The sequence below is a fragment of the Enterococcus larvae genome (assembly GCF_017830045.1).
GTDB classification, from domain to species: Bacteria; Bacillota; Bacilli; order Lactobacillales; family Enterococcaceae; genus Enterococcus_L; species Enterococcus_L larvae.
Genome location: NZ_JAEDXU010000001.1, coordinates 524425 through 540656 on the forward strand (window position 1 = coordinate 524425; position 16232 = coordinate 540656).

Below are 16232 nucleotides of genomic sequence, written 5' to 3' on the forward strand. Positions count from 1 at the left end.
TTGGGATTATTCCATTTAGAAATCCTCAGATTACCTGCAAACCAGCCATTCATTATCCTTATTAAATACAAAAAACAGCAACCGTAAAATCGATCCCCAAGAGTGAATCTACCCACTTTTCACTGTTTTTTAGAAAGATAACAACTTTCTTTCCATCTTACTTTTCATTATAGCATAGAAAGTATTTTTCCATATCAAAATCCAATCTAAATATAAAAAGAGCTGCCGCATACCATGCAACAGCTCATACATTCAACAAATGATTATTCTAAACATATCTCTCCATGATTCTTGAAACTGAGGAGAACAGTAGGTACTACTTGAAAAAGTCGAGAATATGAGTCCATACGTCCTTATTAAAGACATCCATAGGATTCCCGCCGCCTACTATCCCGTACCCAATCATTGTACCGGTAACAAACAAGATGAGAATCAATGAAATAACTACTAAAATTTTCAACAACGTCACTATTATATAGCGTGTCGAACTCATATCTAACTACTCCTATCTTAGTGAACAGCTGAAGCTTTCTTTTCTTCAACAGCACTGTCATTCACACGCTCCACTTTTGCGCCTAAAGCCTGCAGCTTTTTATGGAACTCATAATAACCGCGATCCAGATACTCAAGATGAGAAACGCGCGTAACACCTTCAGCACGCAATCCCAAGAGAATCAATGCTGCAGCAGCTCTTAAATCTGTCGCATTGACAGCAGCTCCCTGAAGCTTCTTCCCGCCATTGATGATGGCAACATTACCATCGATTTGAACATCTGCATTCATATGCAGCATTTCTTCCAAATGCTGGAAGCGATTTTCAAATACTGTTTCTGTTACAACGCTTGATCCCTTTGCCAGAACCTGCATAGCAGTTACCTGCGCCTGCATATCTGTCGGGAATCCCGGATGAGGTAATGTTTTAATATCCGTTGGTTTGATTTCTTTAGGACCAATTACACGGATTCCGTCTTCTTCTTCACGAACGATTGCGCCCATCTCAGTAAGCTTAGAGACTAATGGACGATTATGTTCAATAATAGCTTCTTCAATCAGAACATTTCCTTCTGTCATAGCAGCCGCAACCATAAAGGTTCCTGCTTCAATGCGGTCCTGTACAACAGAGTGTTCAACAGCATGCAGCTTATCTACACCTTCGATACGCATCATTTCCGTACCGGCACCATAGACATGCGCACCCATCTTATTCAGTACGTTAGCCAAATCAACGATTTCAGGTTCTCTAGCTACGTTTTCAATGATGGTTGTTCCTTTTGCTCGAACAGCAGCCATCATGATATTTTGAGTTGCACCAACACTAGGGAAGTCCAGGTAAATCGTGTTTCCCTTTAATTCCTTTGCAATCGCTTCGATATAGCCATTCTTTTGAATGATTTCAGCGCCTAAAGCTTGAAATCCCTTTAAATGAAGATCGATTGGACGTTTTCCAATTGCACAACCACCCGGCATTGCTACCTTGGCATGACCATTACGAGCCAATAAAGGCCCCATAACAACAATAGAAGCTCTCATCTGACTAACATACTCATAATTTGCTTCAATGCCTAATGGTTTTGTTGCATCGATCACTACAGTATTTTCTTCTTGATTAAAGTCAACATCCACATTTAAGTGTCTAATTACCTGATTCATTGTAAAAACATCTGAAAGAATTGGTACATTTTTCAGTACAGTTGTTCCTTCATCTGCTAAGAGTGTTGCTGCTAAAATTGGTAACACAGCATTTTTGGCACCTTCTATTTTTACAGTTCCTTTTAATTGGTTACCGCCATGAACAACGATCTGTTCCATTTCGTTCCCTCCAAAAATAAGAATAGGTTTTTCCTACTCAAAATCTTTTCCATTATACCACTATTTTTTATAAATTTGTATATTTTCTTTGTATTTTACCTCTTAAGGAAAAAACGACAGGAAAATATTCCGACATAAAGCTATAAATTCCAGAAAGAATGAGCTTGCTGTATAGCCCATAACGATTGCTATCAAAATCAGCAGAACACGCACCTGAGAGACATGCTGGGTCTTGAAAAACTGGTCGATTCTTATTGATTGAAGCGTCCAGAAGCTCAGATAAATAAACAGCACATGGGCGATGATCCGAATAAACGCATCCATTCCATAAAACTGCATAGCCACTCCCCTTACTTTGTTGCAGAAAACAACTGAAGATGTGCTGCATCTGCATTCCAATTTATGTACTTTCTCTTGTAGCCATTTCTCATTACTACTCTGTATTTCCCAAAGTAGAAAGCAAACAAAAAAATGATTACTTAATAAATCATAGTGATAGTGTATCACAAAAAAAAGGAAAATTATAAGATTCGTACTCAAATTTTTCCTGCAATCCCCTGTATCAGTAACAAAAAAAATCCTTAAAGCAATAAATAAAACGCTGTATTTATCAACAAAAATCCTCTTTATGTAAATAGAATGTGGTCAAAGTACCTTTATTTTACAGGCACCTTGACCACTTTTAGCTGAATTATTAACGGGTAAAAATTCAACCTGTTATTTTTTTACATCAAAATTGACATTTTCAGCCTAATTTCATATAAAAATCATGTATGCTTAGCTACATTGATCCGATTGATCGCTCTATGCAAAGCAACATTCGCCCGTTTCAGCGCATCGATATTTTCTTTTTCCTTCGCTTCTTGAATCATCTTCTCTGCCCGCAATTTCGCACGCTCAGCTCTGGAAACGTCAATATCCCGTTCCCTTTCAGCACTATCGGCAATGATCGATACAATGTTGTCGCGAACCTCCATGATACCTCCGTTGACTGCAATCCAGTCTACGTGTGTATCAGCATCCGTACGCTTCACACGAACCTCATCGATTGCTAAAGGAACAATGATCGGGGCATGCTTTGGCAAGATTCCAATCTCTCCATCCGTTGTTTTTGCAACAACGATTCTGGCATGGTGATCATAAACCAAACCATCAGGGGTCATCACATTCACAGTTAATACATCTTCCATCATGCTGCGCCTCCTAATAGTTCAATGTTTTCGCTTTTTCAATAACATCCTCGATTTGTCCGACGCTTCTGAATGCTTCTTCTGGCAGATCATCATATTTTCCTTCAAGGATTTCTTTGAAGCCCTTCACTGTTTCCGCAACAGGTACATAAGAACCAGGCTGGCCTGTAAATTGTTCTGCTACATTGAAGTTTTGAGATAAGAAGAACTGGATTCTACGGGCTCTACCCACGAGAACTTTTTCTTTGTCAGAAAGCTCATCCATACCCAAGATCGCAATAATGTCTTGTAATTCACGATAACGCTGCAGGACATGCTGAACCTCTGTTGCTACTTCATAATGCTCTTGTCCAACGATTTCAGGCGCCAAAGCACTAGAAGACGAAGCCAATGGATCTACCGCAGGATAAATCCCTTGTTCTGTCAAACGACGTTCCAAGTTGGTTGTTGCATCCAGATGGGCAAAGGCTGTTGCCGGAGCCGGGTCAGTATAGTCATCGGCTGGTACATAGATTGCTTGAATAGATGTAATCGAGCCTTTCTTAGTTGACGTGATCCGTTCTTGCAGCTGCCCCATTTCTGTTGCAAGCGTCGGCTGATAACCAACCGCAGACGGCATACGTCCAAGCAGTGCAGAAACCTCAGAACCAGCTTGTGTAAACCGGAAAATATTATCGATAAACAGCAGTACATCCTGACCTTCTACATCTCTGAAATACTCAGCAATCGTCAATCCTGTCAAGGCTACACGCATACGTGCACCTGGCGGTTCGTTCATCTGACCGAACACCATCGCTGTTTTTTCAATAACACCGGAATCCTTCATTTCGTAGTACAAGTCGTTCCCTTCACGAGTACGTTCTCCTACACCGGTGAATACAGAAATACCGCCGTGCTCCTGCGCTATATTATGGATAAGTTCTTGAATCAATACCGTTTTACCTACACCGGCACCACCGAACAAGCCAACCTTACCACCTTTTAGATAAGGGGCAAGCAAGTCGATAACCTTAATTCCTGTTTCAAGGATTTCACTGCTGGTACTCAGTTCATCAAAGGTCGGAGCCTTTTTATGGATACCGCTTCTTATTGCATCTTCCGGGAATGGTTCTTCCAAATCGATCGTATCTCCAAGAACGTTAAATACTCTACCCAGTGTTTCTTTCCCTACAGGTACAGAAATAGGTTTTCCAGTATCGATAACCTCCATACCTCTTTGCAGTCCATCTGTGGATTCCATTGAGATGGAGCGAATAACACCGTCTCCAAGCTCTAAGGCTACTTCAAGTACTACTTTTTGTTTTTCTTTGCCGTTTTTATAAACGACTAATGCATTATTTATGTCAGGCAGCGGCTGATCTAAAGAGAACTCAACATCAACTACTGGTCCAATTACTTCAATAATTTTCCCTGAACTCATGATTCTTCCTCCAGTCTTACTAAGTTTCACAGTTTCTTCGGCATGGTGCTAACAAAAATGAACGTCAAACACAAACACCCGATAGATACTTCCATCATCTGTTTTGCTCCTCTATAAGCTGCAACAGAGATTCTAGACAAGCTCTTTCACTCAAAAGATAGTTGTCTTTTTTTAGGTTTGACATTTCTTGTCACTGCCGATTTATTCCAGTGCAGCTGCACCTGCAACGATCTCAGTGATTTCCTGTGTGATCGCACCTTGTCGAGCACGGTTATAGGAAATCGTCAAATCGTTGATGATCGTCTTCGCATTATCAGTCGCTGTCTTCATCGCTGTCATTCCGGCAGCATGTTCTGCCGTTTTTGCATCAATGATTGCTCCATATATCAAGCTGTCAGCGTACTGCGGCAGCAGGTGATCCAGAATTGCTTCTTTCGATGGCTCCAGAATGTATTCCTGCTCATAGCCTGTATCCTCATCCGGGTCCAAATCAGAGATCGGAAGCATTTTTTCAACACGAAACTGACTGGTTAGTGAATTGATATGATGGTTGTAACAAACATACAGTTCATCAAATACTTCACTGTCATACATCGCTGTAGCTGCTGAAACGATTTTTCGAACCTCATCAAATGAAGGCTGATCTGTCAAACCCCTCAGCTCATAAGCAATGTTGTATCCTCTTGTTTTGAAAAAATCTGCACCGACACTGCCGATCGCAATCAGAACATATTCCTCCTGATTCTCATGATCCTCTTCCAGCATCGTCATGGTCTGCTTTAAGATCGAGCTGTTATAGCCGCCAACCAAGCCTTTGTCTGATGTGATCACGATATACCCGGTTTTTTTGACGGGTCTTGTCGCCAGCATCGCATGGTAATCATTCAACTCAGGATAGTTGGGATCATCTGTCAGCTCTTCCAAATCCGTCAATTGCGACGCTACAAGGTGAGTAACGATCGAGCGGATCTTTGCGGCATACTCCTGAAAGTTTTTCGAAGCAGCTTCTGATTTCGTCAATTTTGAAGCTGAGACCATCTGCATTGCTTTAGTGATCTGGCTGGTTTTTTTCGTTGAAGCAATACGTTGTTTGATTTCATTCAATGAAGCGCCCATTTCCATTCACCTCTCTAAGCGTTTGACATCTTCTCTTTCAGCTCTTCAACTGCAGATTTACCTGTATTGTTTGAAGCGTTAAAGACTTCTTTAAACTCATTGATTACTGTTTTTATTTTTTCTTCATCAGGAAGATCTTTTGTTGTACGAATTTCTTCAAATATCTCCGGATTTTTACCATCGATATAATCAAATAACTGTTCTTCAAAATCCAATACTTTATCAACACTGATACTATCCAACATGCCGCGTGTCAAAGCAAACAGAATAATTACCTGTTTTTCCACAGCTAACGGTGCATGCAATTTTTGTTTCAAAATTTCCACTGTTCGACGACCACGATTCAGTTTTGCTTGTGTTGCAGCATCTAAATCGGAACCGAACTGTGTGAAGGCTTCAAGCTCTCGATAGCTGGCAAGATCAAGACGCAGTGTTCCTGCGACCTTCTTCATTGCTTTGATTTGAGCAGAACCCCCAACACGTGATACAGACAAACCTGCATCAACAGATGGACGTATACCTGAATAGAATAGATCACTTTCCAAGAATATTTGACCATCCGTGATAGAGATCACGTTCGTTGGAATATATGCAGAAATATCTCCTGCTTGTGTTTCTACAAATGGCAAAGCAGTCATTGAACCGCCGCCTAAATCATCACTTAGCTTTGCAGCTCTTTCCAATAGACGTGAATGTAGATAGAAAACATCCCCTGGATATGCTTCACGACCTGGTGGTCTACGTAATAGCAGAGAAAGCTCACGATAAGCAACTGCCTGTTTAGACAGATCGTCAAAAATGATCAATACATGCTTGCCGTTGTACATGAATTCTTCACCCATTGCAGCTCCGGCATAAGGAGCGATATACAGCATTGGCGCCGGTTGTGAGGCACTTGCTGTTACAATGATGGTATAATCCATTGCACCGAATTTACGTAGTGTTTCTACTTGCGTACGGACAGTTGATTCTTTTTGTCCGATTGCTACATAGATACAAATAACATCCTGACCCTTTTGGTTGATGATCGTATCGATTGCAATCGATGTTTTCCCGGTTTTTCGGTCACCAATAACTAACTCACGCTGACCTCTTCCGATTGGTACCAGTGCATCGATTGCTTTTAAACCAGTCTGCATTGGTTCATTTACTGATTTACGCTGCATAACACCTGGAGCGGCTGCTTCTACAGGTCGTGATTTGTCTGTATGGATTTCACCCAGACCATCTACAGGTTGTCCCAGAGGGTTTACAACACGACCAATCAAAGCTTCTCCTACAGGAACTTCCATGATTTTGCCTGTACGCTTGATTTTGTCGCCTTCACGAATAGACTCAAAATCACCTAAAATAATAATTCCGACATCATTTGATTCCAAGTTCTGTGCCATACCATAGGCACCATTGGAAAACTCCAGCAATTCACCACTCATCGCATTTTCCAATCCATGGGCGCGGGCAATCCCATCCCCCACGTAGGTTACTGTTCCTACTTCCTCAACAGCCAATTCATGTTGGTAATGCTCAATTTGTTCTTTAATTAAAGCACTGATTTCTTCTGCTTTGATGGACATCTGCGTCACCTCTTTATTCTACTAAAGTCTATCTTAATAGTTCTTCTTCTATATTCTTCAGTTGTTTTCTGATACTGCCGTCGACCACTTTGTAATTTGCGCCAATGATCGCACCGCCTAAAATCTTCGGTTCTATCAAGTTGATCAAGCTTGCTTCTTCATAACCAAACAGCTTAGCTGCCTTAGCTTCAATCTGCTGATGCTGATCCTTGTTCAACGGCACCGCAGTAACGACTGTTCCTAAAATAATACCCTTATGATCATCATATCTTCGTTCATATTCATCAATCATCAGCAGCATATCATTCATACGGCTGTAACTATGTACGACTTGAAGAAAATTCTCAACCGTACCTGTAAAGCCCTTAAGCAGCTGCTCCATGATCTCGTCTTTTTCATTTGGCTCCAATCGAGCATCGCTCAAAATATCACCGATCCCCGGAACCAGATGGTAAACCTCTCTTAGCTTCAGCAATTGCTGATAAATGTCATCGGCCTCCTGTTTTTCCAGCGCCAGTTCAAACAGAGCTTTTCCGTAACGTTTACCAACCATATATTTATCTAATTTCATCGACTTTACCTAACCCGTCAATATAAGAATTGATCAGCGCTTCATGCGCGTCCGGCGTCAATTCTTTTGTTAATATTTTCTCTGCAATCTGGATAGATAATGCAGCCACATCATCCTTGATTTCTGCCATTGCCTTATCATGCTCTTGAGAAATATCAGCTGTTGCTTTCTCTTTCAGCCGAGATACTTCTTCTGTTGTTTCAACTAGAGCTTTTTTACGGTTTTCGTCTCCGCTTTCTTTAGCACTCTTGATGATCTCAGCAGCTTCTGATTTAGAAGCAAGCAGTTTTTCTTGGCGCTGTTTCTCCATTTTTGCAGCAGCGATTCGCGACTGCTCTGCAGAATCCAAGTCATTTGCGATTTTATCTTCACGTTGTTTTAAAACATCAGTGATTGCACCCCATGCAAATTTTTTGATCAGAAGCATCAAAATCAAAAATGCACCGGTCACAACGATGATCGTTCCTAATGTTGTGCTGGGAGTTGCTTCACCTAAAACGAGATTCGTAAGCATGAAGTTTCGCCTTCCTTTCCCCTGTACTCTCAACAAGATACTCCAACTGTTCGTTCATATTCTGTCGATCGTTTAGTATTTTACGTAAAATAGAAGAAAGCAGTGACGATAGTTTTCACCAAAAGCGCCCTGCCTTCCAAAGTAAATTATCTTAGCACCAATAGTAATGCAATAACCACACCTAGAATAGGAACCGCTTCAATCAAGGCTACCCCGATGAACATCGTAGTTCTCAACTGACCAGACATTTCAGGTTGACGCGTCATTGATTCAATCGTTTTTGAAATAACCTTTCCGTTACCGTATGCTGCTCCAATTGCTGCTCCAAATACTGCGATCGCTGCTGCGATATAGTTTAATCCATCCATTTTCTATTCCTCCTAAGAACTTGATTAATTAAATTTTTTCTCTGTTAATTTATTCTTCCACTTCAACTTTGTGAGCCATGTATACCATAGATAAAGTCACAAAAATGAAAGCTTGAATCCCACCGATAAACAGCGAGAAGGCCAGCCAGATCATTTCTAATGGTATTGCCAACGGAATAACCCAGAAACCGACTCCTGAAACAAGGCTGGCAATCAAACCCAGCAATACTTCCCCTGCATAGATATTTCCGTATAGACGCAACGCCAACGTAAGCAGATTCGTAAACTCTTCCATGAACTTGATCGGCATTAGAAATCCGACCGGTTTCAGGAAGCTGTTTTTGAAATATCCGACAAAACCAAATCGATTGATACTGAACAAATGGGTCAGTACGATCATGATCAATGCCAGTGTCAAGGTCACCATTGGGTCTGCTGTAGGGCTCTTCCAGTAGGAGTAATCACCCACAGCTATCTTTGTCACCAGTCCAATAGTATTTGCAACTAATATGAATAGGAAAAGAGTGAAGGATAATAAATGAAAATTCGTTACTTCTTTACTAGGCATATTGTCTGTAATAATTCCACGAACAAAATCAATGATCCACTCAATCACATTCTGTTTACCCTTAGGCTTCAACTGCAAATTCCTTGTACAAAGATAGACAACGGCAAAAACGATCACACAGGTTAGTAAAACCATCGTACAAATGGTTTTGTCAAACCAAATAGGACCGATATTGAAGAGGGGTGTTTTCTCTTCCATTTTTTTCACCTCTTTTCTGCTCAACTGCTTGATGTTTTCTTAAAGTTGTTTTCAACCACAACGTATAATACCACCAACGAATCCGAATTACAAAACATTTTCATGAAAATTTGACACTTTTTCTAATCTGACAAAAAAACCATGTCATTTTTCTTTCATACGGAAGGTTGAATGGCTGAAAAAACAGCTGCGATCAATGTTTTTATAAAAACGATGATGACTCATCAGTTTCCATTACACTCTAACAAATTTTGCGAGGAATATAAAGCAAAGAACCCAAATATGCGAAAAAGAATATATAACAAAATAAAAATGATTTCCGGCACAGAATTTTCTTCAAAATCCACATGAAAAATTTCTGAAAAACACAGAAAATCATTATCATTTGTGAAAATCAAAAATATAACTTATATTCTGCAAAAAACGATTCCCATCAATAAGCAGAATATTCAAAATGTATGCACTTTCATTTTACCATTATAACGGATTTCGAACTACTTTTATGATTGTTTGTTCTTCGGCTATCAGTACGCATACGAATGACTCAATGTAAAATAGAAAGAGAAAAGCAGTATTTAGTCTACTTTTCTCTTAGATTTATTATGTATTTCAATAGTCGGCCACTATTCCTACGAAAGTATAAGAGATCCTTAGTCGTTCTTTTGTTGATAATTAAGTTCTAGTGACGAATCGCCTTCTAACTCTGGAACAGCACGATATTTTTCTCTTAAGCTCCTTTGTTTTCCCTTATCGGAATAACTCAATATCAATAGGATTTAGCTAAGACAACTTATAGTAAATATGGATGTATTAATTGTTATAGAAATCGTATACAAAAAAAATTGATAAAGGCAGTCATTTACCCATGAGTAAATGACTGCCTTTATCAATTTATATCTGCTCATTTCAACGTAAATGAAGCTTAGTAAACATGTGTTTTTCTAAACCTTTTACTCTTACCTTGCTCTGTTCTTCAATGTACGGCTGATTTGACGATCGACTTCTTTTCGTTTCAGGTCTTCTCTCTTGTCGTACTGCTTCTTCCCTTTAGCAAGACCAATCAATACCTTTGCAAAACCATCTTTAATGTAGACCTTCAATGGTACTAAGGTAACACCAGTGTTCTTTGTTTCACCGATCAGGCGACTGATTTGTCTTTTGTGAAGCAGCAGCTTTCTTGTTCGCAGTGGGTCATGATTAAAAATATTCCCCTGCTCGTATGGACTGATATGAACATTGTACAGATATGCTTCGCCGTTTCTGATTCGAGCAAAGCCATCCTTCAAGTTGATCCGTCCATTACGAATCGACTTGATTTCTGTTCCCTGTAATACAATCCCCGCTTCTATCGTATCGATGATCGTATAATCATGCCGTGCCTTTCTATTTTGGGCAACTAAATTCCCTTCCCCTTTTGGCATCACAAATTCCTCCGATTACAGTTTTTTCTTTTTCTTATTTTTTGTTTTTTTCTTTTTGGAAACTTCTTTATAAAACGGTTTTTTCCCGCCTTTTTTATTGGGCGCTTTGCCAGCTTTAGGCGAAGATGATTTTTTCTTTTCCTGTTGTTGGCTAGGCTTTGCTTTCCCCTTGTCTTGTCTTTTACGACTCTTTCGGTTGTTTCCGCGATTAGAGCGTTGAATCTCTATTCTTTCCAGTTCTTCTGCTTCAATCAATTCAAAATCGATCTCTCTAGTTTCAGGGTCTGATTTTTCAACTCGGATCTTCACTTTCTGCCCGATTTTCAATGTCAGACCTGTACGTTCACCGACTAATGCAAGATGATTTTCAATAAAATGGAAATAATCCTGCTTCAAATTATTGATATGAATCAAGCCCTCGATGGTATTTGGCAGCTCAACGAATATTCCAAACTTCGTAACAGAGCTGATGATTCCATCATATTCTTCGCCAATCTTGTCAGCCATAAACTCAGCTTTCTTCATACTGTCGACTTCTCGCTCCGTCTCTACTGCTCGACGTTCCATTTTTGAACTGTGATCCGCAATATCCGGCAGTAAGCCGTTCCATTTTTCCTGCATTGCTTCTGATCGATCATTCTCATAGTTACGGATCAAACGGTGGACAATCAAGTCTGGATATCGACGGATCGGTGAAGTAAAGTGAGTATAGTATTCAGCCGCCAGACCATAATGTCCATAGTTATCTTCAGAATAGCGAGCCTGCTGCATACTGCGTAATAGCATCGTGTTGATAACAGCTTCTTCCGGCTTTCCATCTATTTGAGTCAGAACACGCTGTAAATCCTTAGGTGTGATATCTGCCTTTGTTCCTTTGACCAAGATTCCCAGCATTGCTGCAAAATCAAAGAAGCGCTGCATTTTTTCTTCTTTTGGCTGTTCATGGATTCTATAGATGAATGGCAGCTTCAAATCCGTAAAATGCTTTGCAACAGTTTCATTCGCAGCTAACATGAAGGATTCGATCAGTCGCTCACCAACTCCACGTGTCCGCATCAAAATATCCTGTGGATGTCCTTCTCCATCAACCAGCACTTTCGCTTCACGATCTTCAAATGAAATCGCTCCGCGATGCTCTCTCATTTTTTCTAAAATGCCGTGAAGCTCAGCCATTTCCTGAAACATGGGAACCAGTTCTTTATAGCGCTCCAGCGTTTCCGGATTCTGTTCCTCTAGAATTTCATTTACAGCTGTATAAGTCATTCGCTCAGTCGTTTGGATCACACTTTGAAAAATTTCATGATTCAGCACGATTCCTTCAGGTGAGATTTCCATTTCACAGCTCATCGTCAAACGAGGAACTTTCGGGTTCAATGAGCAGATACCATTAGATAAGCGTTGCGGCAGCATCGGAATTACTCGGTCAGTTAAATAGACACTCGTTCCACGTTCATAGGCTTCTCTATTCATTTGGCTTTCCTCTGTGACATAGTAGGAAACATCTGCAATATGCACGCCTAAAAAGTAGTTGCCGTTTTTCAACTTCTGAACAGTGACTGCATCATCCAGATCTTTGGCATCTTCGCCATCGATCGTGACAATGATTGATTCTCTTAAATCTCTGCGTCCCTTCAGATCGCTTTCTGAAATCGTATCAGGTACTTGGTCTGCTTCTTCCATGACATCATCAGGAAAAACGGTTGGAATACCATGTGCCACAATGATTGACATGATATCCATGCCCGGATCATTTTTATGCCCAACTACTTTTTTGACTAACCCCTCCAAGCTCTTGGCATAGCCCTGCTCAGGGTAATGTGTAACTTCAGCGATCACAATGCTTCCATCTACTGGTTTGATACCATCAGATGCAATAAATACAGTCAGCCCAGAAAGCTTCTTGTCCTTTGGAAGAACATAGCCGCACAAATCTGTCTCAGCGATTTCTTCCTCATTGTAAGCAGTAAACTCACCGACAACCTGTGTAATCGCACGCTCTTTGACCTCTAAAACCTTACCTTCTGCCACACGGTCAGAAAACGGGTCACCTGGTTGTAGAATATCGATCAATACTGTATCACCATTCATGGCATAATTAGTATTTTCTTTTGAAATATAGACATCCGGTTCCTCTTCATCAATTGTGACAAACCCAAAGCCTCTTTCATTTCCACGGAAAATCCCTTCTACTGAAACATTGGTTTCAACTAGTTTGATTTTTCCTTTTTTCGTGAACTCGATAAGTCCTTCTCGTTCAAGAGCAGCCGCTGTCTGCACCAGAAGCTTGAAATCTGCGCTTTTTTGCAGCTTTAGTCCTTCTGCCAGCTCTTCCATTGAAAAGCTCTTCTTTTTTTGATCCTTCATATAAGAAAGGATTGTTTCTTTAATTGTTTGTTTCGTCATTATATCTCCTCATTCCAAAGCAGAGTGTCCAGATAATTGGCTACGTCCTGCTCCAGTTCTTTATGTTCCGGTCCGACAGTCAGCACATGGCCGCTGTTTGGATACCAGTTAAATGTAATCTTCGTATGTGTTAGTCCCTCGATCGTCTGAAATACACCTGTTGCGTCGATCATCTCATCTTTCCCCGCCTGTGCAGCAAAGACAGGTGTTGTGATTTTTTTCAAATCAGCAGCAGTTTTTGCAGCGTAGTTCTCAATCTGCTGCAACTGTTGAATGGATTGTTCCTTGACTTTTACCATTCGATCAGCAAGCTCTGTCTCGTTTATTTCAGCTGTCCGCAAAACAGTTTCTGCATAAACTGCAAAATTTTCCGGTACCTTATTTTTTACTGGAAAAATCGGTGAGCAAAAGAAGCCGCCGCCAATGATTGCTTCCTCTCCTCTTGTCAGTAGATTCATTGCGAAAATACCACCCATAGATAAACCCAATACTGCGATTTTCTTGTAGCCTCGATTCTTCAGAAAGTCTACTGCCTCTTGTGCATCCTGCTCCCATTGTGTAGCTGTTTCGCTTAAAATATCCTCCGGTGAAAGCGTCGCATGTCCGGAAAAAATAGGTGTATACACCGTGTAATTTTTCTTTTCTAAAAAACGACACATCATTCGTACATCGTTGCTGCTGCCGGAATATGCATGGAATAATATAACGGCTCTTTCTCCGTGCTCAACAAACAATGGTTCCGGTAGTTTGATTTTTCTTTTCACTGTCTTTCACCTCCACTTCATTTTATCACATTCTCATTATAATACCTTATGAAAGACGAGACGGGAAATGCAAACAAAAAAAGTCTGAAACGATTCTGTAATGAATACGTCCAGACTTAAAAATCAAAAAACATCCTCTATGTATCCTATACAAATCATCAAAAAGAAACTTTAGCTGGTAATCGACGAAATATGGATATACATAGATTGCTTTTTCTACGCTTATTTAGATGACAGGATCGTTAAAACGAACAGTAAAATCATCCAAACAGCACCAATAACTGTAGTTGCTCGCTGCATCACTGCTTCAAAACCACGAGCTTTTTGTTTACCGAAAAGCTTATCAGCACCGCCTGTAAAAGCACTTGCTGCACTATTTTGTTTACTTGGCTGCATTAAAATTGAGATTACCATAACCACAGAAAGAATGATTACAGTCGTTAAAATTAAATTATACATCTATCCAGACTCCCTTATTTACAAATTACATCTATTATACTTTAGCATATTCTAAAGCGAATTACTAGTTGTAATTTACTTTTTACTAAGATCAGAAATGAGTGAATGATCGTAAAAATTTTGATTACTAAAATAATTAAAAGCTATATAGTTTTACAAAAAATATCCGAAGCACCGTTTAACTCAAGGCGCTCCGGATGTGTCTTCTATATGCTGATAAGTGCTGTTTATTTCCTCAGTACATCGCCGTATTCAGACTTTGTATCAAATTCTTTTTTTGCAAATGGACACAGAGGGATGATTTTTTTATTCTCTTTGCGCGCTTTTTCCACACCATTCAAGACAAGCTTTTCAGCTAAGCCCTGTCCTCTGTATTGAGGATCAACAAAGGTGTGATCGATGATCATCATTTCTTCTCCGGCATTTGACCAAGTCATTTCCCCGATTTCTTCGTTGTTATCGTTGAAAAGCACAAAGCGCTCGTTTTCTTCTTTTATTTCCATGCTTATTTTCCGTCCTTTCTGATATATTTGAGTGCACCGCTTGGACAAGTATTGATCACACGAATGTCATCTTCTACCGTTCCGCTATCAGCGATGATCCATGGACGTCTACCCACTTCAAATACATCCGGATTTCCTCGGACGCAATTCCCTATATGCGCACAAATATCCTTGCTGTAATAGATGTCGATTCCCTCGCCAGCATATCTTCTGTAACCATTTTCTAAAAGCATTTCTTCTGTTACTGTCTTCCCATCAATCTTACTTCCATCCATCTAAATTACCTCCTTAACGTTCAGCGGCGGCAATGTCACCAGCTTCATCACTATACCTCTTGATTCTATCAGGGAATATTTTATAAGACAAATAATTATCCTTCTCAATTAGGCAGCCTCATTGAGAAGACAATATTTTATCATTGTCTTCTCCTGATAAATAGAAAAAAGGAGAAGGAAATAACTTGTGCAGTATGAACACAACCTTTTCCTTCTCGCTATCAAGTTTGCTATTTTATATTACTTCCAGAAATCATCAAATACAGTGATTGGTAAATGACGTTTGTGCTGGGTTTTCTTATACCAGCCTTCAAGCTTTTCTTCAGCCTGAGGAGAAATATCTTTTCCTTCTAAGTAGTCATCAATATCATCGTAAGTCACACCTAAAGCAACCTCATCAGCTACTAACGGTTTTCCATCTTCCAGATCTGCTGTCGGCACTTTAAGGTATAAGGCTTCCTCCGCACCCAATTCCTTAAGCAGTGCTTTGCCTTGGCGCTTGTTCAAACGGAATAACGGTAAAATATCTGCTCCGCCATCTCCATACTTCGTAAAGAAACCTGTGATATTTTCAGCAGCGTGATCCGTTCCAATTACCGCACCGGCATTGTCCCCAGCCACGGCGTATTGAACGATCATTCGCTGACGAGCTTTCATATTACCTTTATTGAAATCGCTGATGGACTCACCATTAACCTCTATAGCCTGTACACATGCATCGACAGCAGGACGGATGTCCACTCGCAATGAGCGATCCGGCTGGATAAAGGAGAGTGCCTTTTGTGCATCCTCTTCATCTGCTTGTGTTCCATATGGCAAACGAATGGCAATAAACTGGTAGCCCTCATCGTTTGTTTCAGCCCTCATTTCTTCTATTGCAAGCTGAGCTAAACGACCGGCAAGACTAGAATCTTGCCCACCACTTATTCCTAAAACAAAGGTTTTTAAGAATGGATGCTTATAAAGGTATGCCTTCATGAAATCAATACTCTTTCGAATTTCTTCCTGCGGATCAATCGTCGATTTTACACCTAACTCTTCAATAATCGCTTGCTGCACTGGCTTCATATACGATCCCT

At 40.3% G+C, this 16232-nt stretch carries 18 protein-coding genes; all 18 read right to left on the bottom strand.

Going from position 1 to position 16232, the window contains the following annotated elements:
* Positions 1-316: 316 nt before the first annotated feature.
* Positions 317-493: a DNA-directed RNA polymerase subunit beta gene (locus I6N96_RS02520; RefSeq protein ID WP_209555922.1), complete on the bottom strand. Its 177-nt coding sequence runs from the start codon at positions 491-493 to the stop codon at positions 317-319.
* Between the two features lie 17 nt (positions 494-510).
* Positions 511-1809, bottom strand: a complete 1299-nt coding sequence (gene murA / locus I6N96_RS02525; RefSeq protein WP_209555923.1) for a UDP-N-acetylglucosamine 1-carboxyvinyltransferase — start codon at positions 1807-1809, stop codon at positions 511-513.
* A gap of 102 nt (positions 1810-1911) precedes the next feature.
* A complete protein-coding gene (locus tag I6N96_RS02530; protein WP_209555924.1) occupies positions 1912-2148 on the bottom strand; it encodes a DUF1146 family protein in 237 nt (78 codons plus the stop codon).
* Positions 2149-2576: 428 nt separating this feature from the next.
* Complete coding sequence (locus I6N96_RS02535) at positions 2577-2999, bottom strand: F0F1 ATP synthase subunit epsilon (RefSeq protein WP_209556211.1); 423 nt, start codon at positions 2997-2999, stop codon at positions 2577-2579.
* Between the two features lie 13 nt (positions 3000-3012).
* Positions 3013-4419 (bottom strand): F0F1 ATP synthase subunit beta, encoded by a 1407-nt coding sequence (atpD, locus tag I6N96_RS02540; protein ID WP_209555925.1) that lies wholly within the window; start codon positions 4417-4419, stop codon positions 3013-3015.
* A gap of 201 nt (positions 4420-4620) precedes the next feature.
* Entirely contained in the window at positions 4621-5535 is a 915-nt protein-coding gene (locus tag I6N96_RS02545) for a F0F1 ATP synthase subunit gamma (RefSeq protein ID WP_209555926.1), read from the bottom strand.
* A 14-nt stretch (positions 5536-5549) separates the two neighbouring features.
* Positions 5550-7109 carry a F0F1 ATP synthase subunit alpha gene (gene atpA / locus I6N96_RS02550; RefSeq protein ID WP_209555927.1) on the bottom strand — a complete coding sequence of 520 codons (1560 nt, stop codon included), beginning with the start codon at positions 7107-7109 and terminating at the stop codon, positions 5550-5552.
* Between the two features lie 28 nt (positions 7110-7137).
* Complete coding sequence (gene atpH / locus I6N96_RS02555) at positions 7138-7680, bottom strand: ATP synthase F1 subunit delta (RefSeq protein WP_209555928.1); 543 nt, start codon at positions 7678-7680, stop codon at positions 7138-7140.
* Entirely contained in the window at positions 7667-8194 is a 528-nt protein-coding gene (gene atpF, locus I6N96_RS02560; protein ID WP_209555929.1) for a F0F1 ATP synthase subunit B, read from the bottom strand. The genes atpH and atpF overlap by 14 nt, the downstream gene beginning before the upstream one ends.
* A 146-nt stretch (positions 8195-8340) precedes the next feature.
* On the bottom strand, positions 8341-8562 hold the full coding sequence (atpE, locus tag I6N96_RS02565; RefSeq protein ID WP_086350310.1) for a F0F1 ATP synthase subunit C: 222 nt from the start codon (positions 8560-8562) through the stop codon (positions 8341-8343).
* A 49-nt stretch (positions 8563-8611) separates the two neighbouring features.
* On the bottom strand, positions 8612-9328 hold the full coding sequence (gene atpB / locus I6N96_RS02570) for a F0F1 ATP synthase subunit A (RefSeq protein ID WP_209555930.1): 717 nt from the start codon (positions 9326-9328) through the stop codon (positions 8612-8614).
* A gap of 956 nt (positions 9329-10284) precedes the next feature.
* Positions 10285-10749, bottom strand: a complete 465-nt coding sequence (smpB, locus tag I6N96_RS02575) for an SsrA-binding protein SmpB (RefSeq protein ID WP_209555931.1) — start codon at positions 10747-10749, stop codon at positions 10285-10287.
* Between the two features lie 15 nt (positions 10750-10764).
* A complete protein-coding gene (gene rnr / locus I6N96_RS02580; RefSeq protein WP_209555932.1) occupies positions 10765-13152 on the bottom strand; it encodes a ribonuclease R in 2388 nt (795 codons plus the stop codon).
* On the bottom strand, positions 13152-13916 hold the full coding sequence (locus I6N96_RS02585; protein WP_209555933.1) for an alpha/beta hydrolase: 765 nt from the start codon (positions 13914-13916) through the stop codon (positions 13152-13154). The genes rnr and I6N96_RS02585 overlap by 1 nt, the downstream gene beginning before the upstream one ends.
* A 222-nt stretch (positions 13917-14138) precedes the next feature.
* The gene (gene secG / locus I6N96_RS02590; RefSeq protein WP_086350317.1) at positions 14139-14375 is read right to left on the bottom strand and encodes a preprotein translocase subunit SecG; all 237 of its coding nucleotides are present in this window, start codon (positions 14373-14375) and stop codon (positions 14139-14141) included.
* A 227-nt stretch (positions 14376-14602) separates the two neighbouring features.
* Positions 14603-14878 (bottom strand): GNAT family N-acetyltransferase, encoded by a 276-nt coding sequence (locus I6N96_RS02595; RefSeq protein ID WP_209555934.1) that lies wholly within the window; start codon positions 14876-14878, stop codon positions 14603-14605.
* Positions 14879-14880: 2 nt separating this feature from the next.
* The gene (locus I6N96_RS02600; RefSeq protein ID WP_209555935.1) at positions 14881-15153 is read right to left on the bottom strand and encodes a (4Fe-4S)-binding protein; all 273 of its coding nucleotides are present in this window, start codon (positions 15151-15153) and stop codon (positions 14881-14883) included.
* A 240-nt stretch (positions 15154-15393) separates the two neighbouring features.
* Entirely contained in the window at positions 15394-16221 is an 828-nt protein-coding gene (gene nadE / locus I6N96_RS02605) for an NAD(+) synthase (RefSeq protein WP_209555936.1), read from the bottom strand.
* Positions 16222-16232 lie beyond the last annotated feature (11 nt).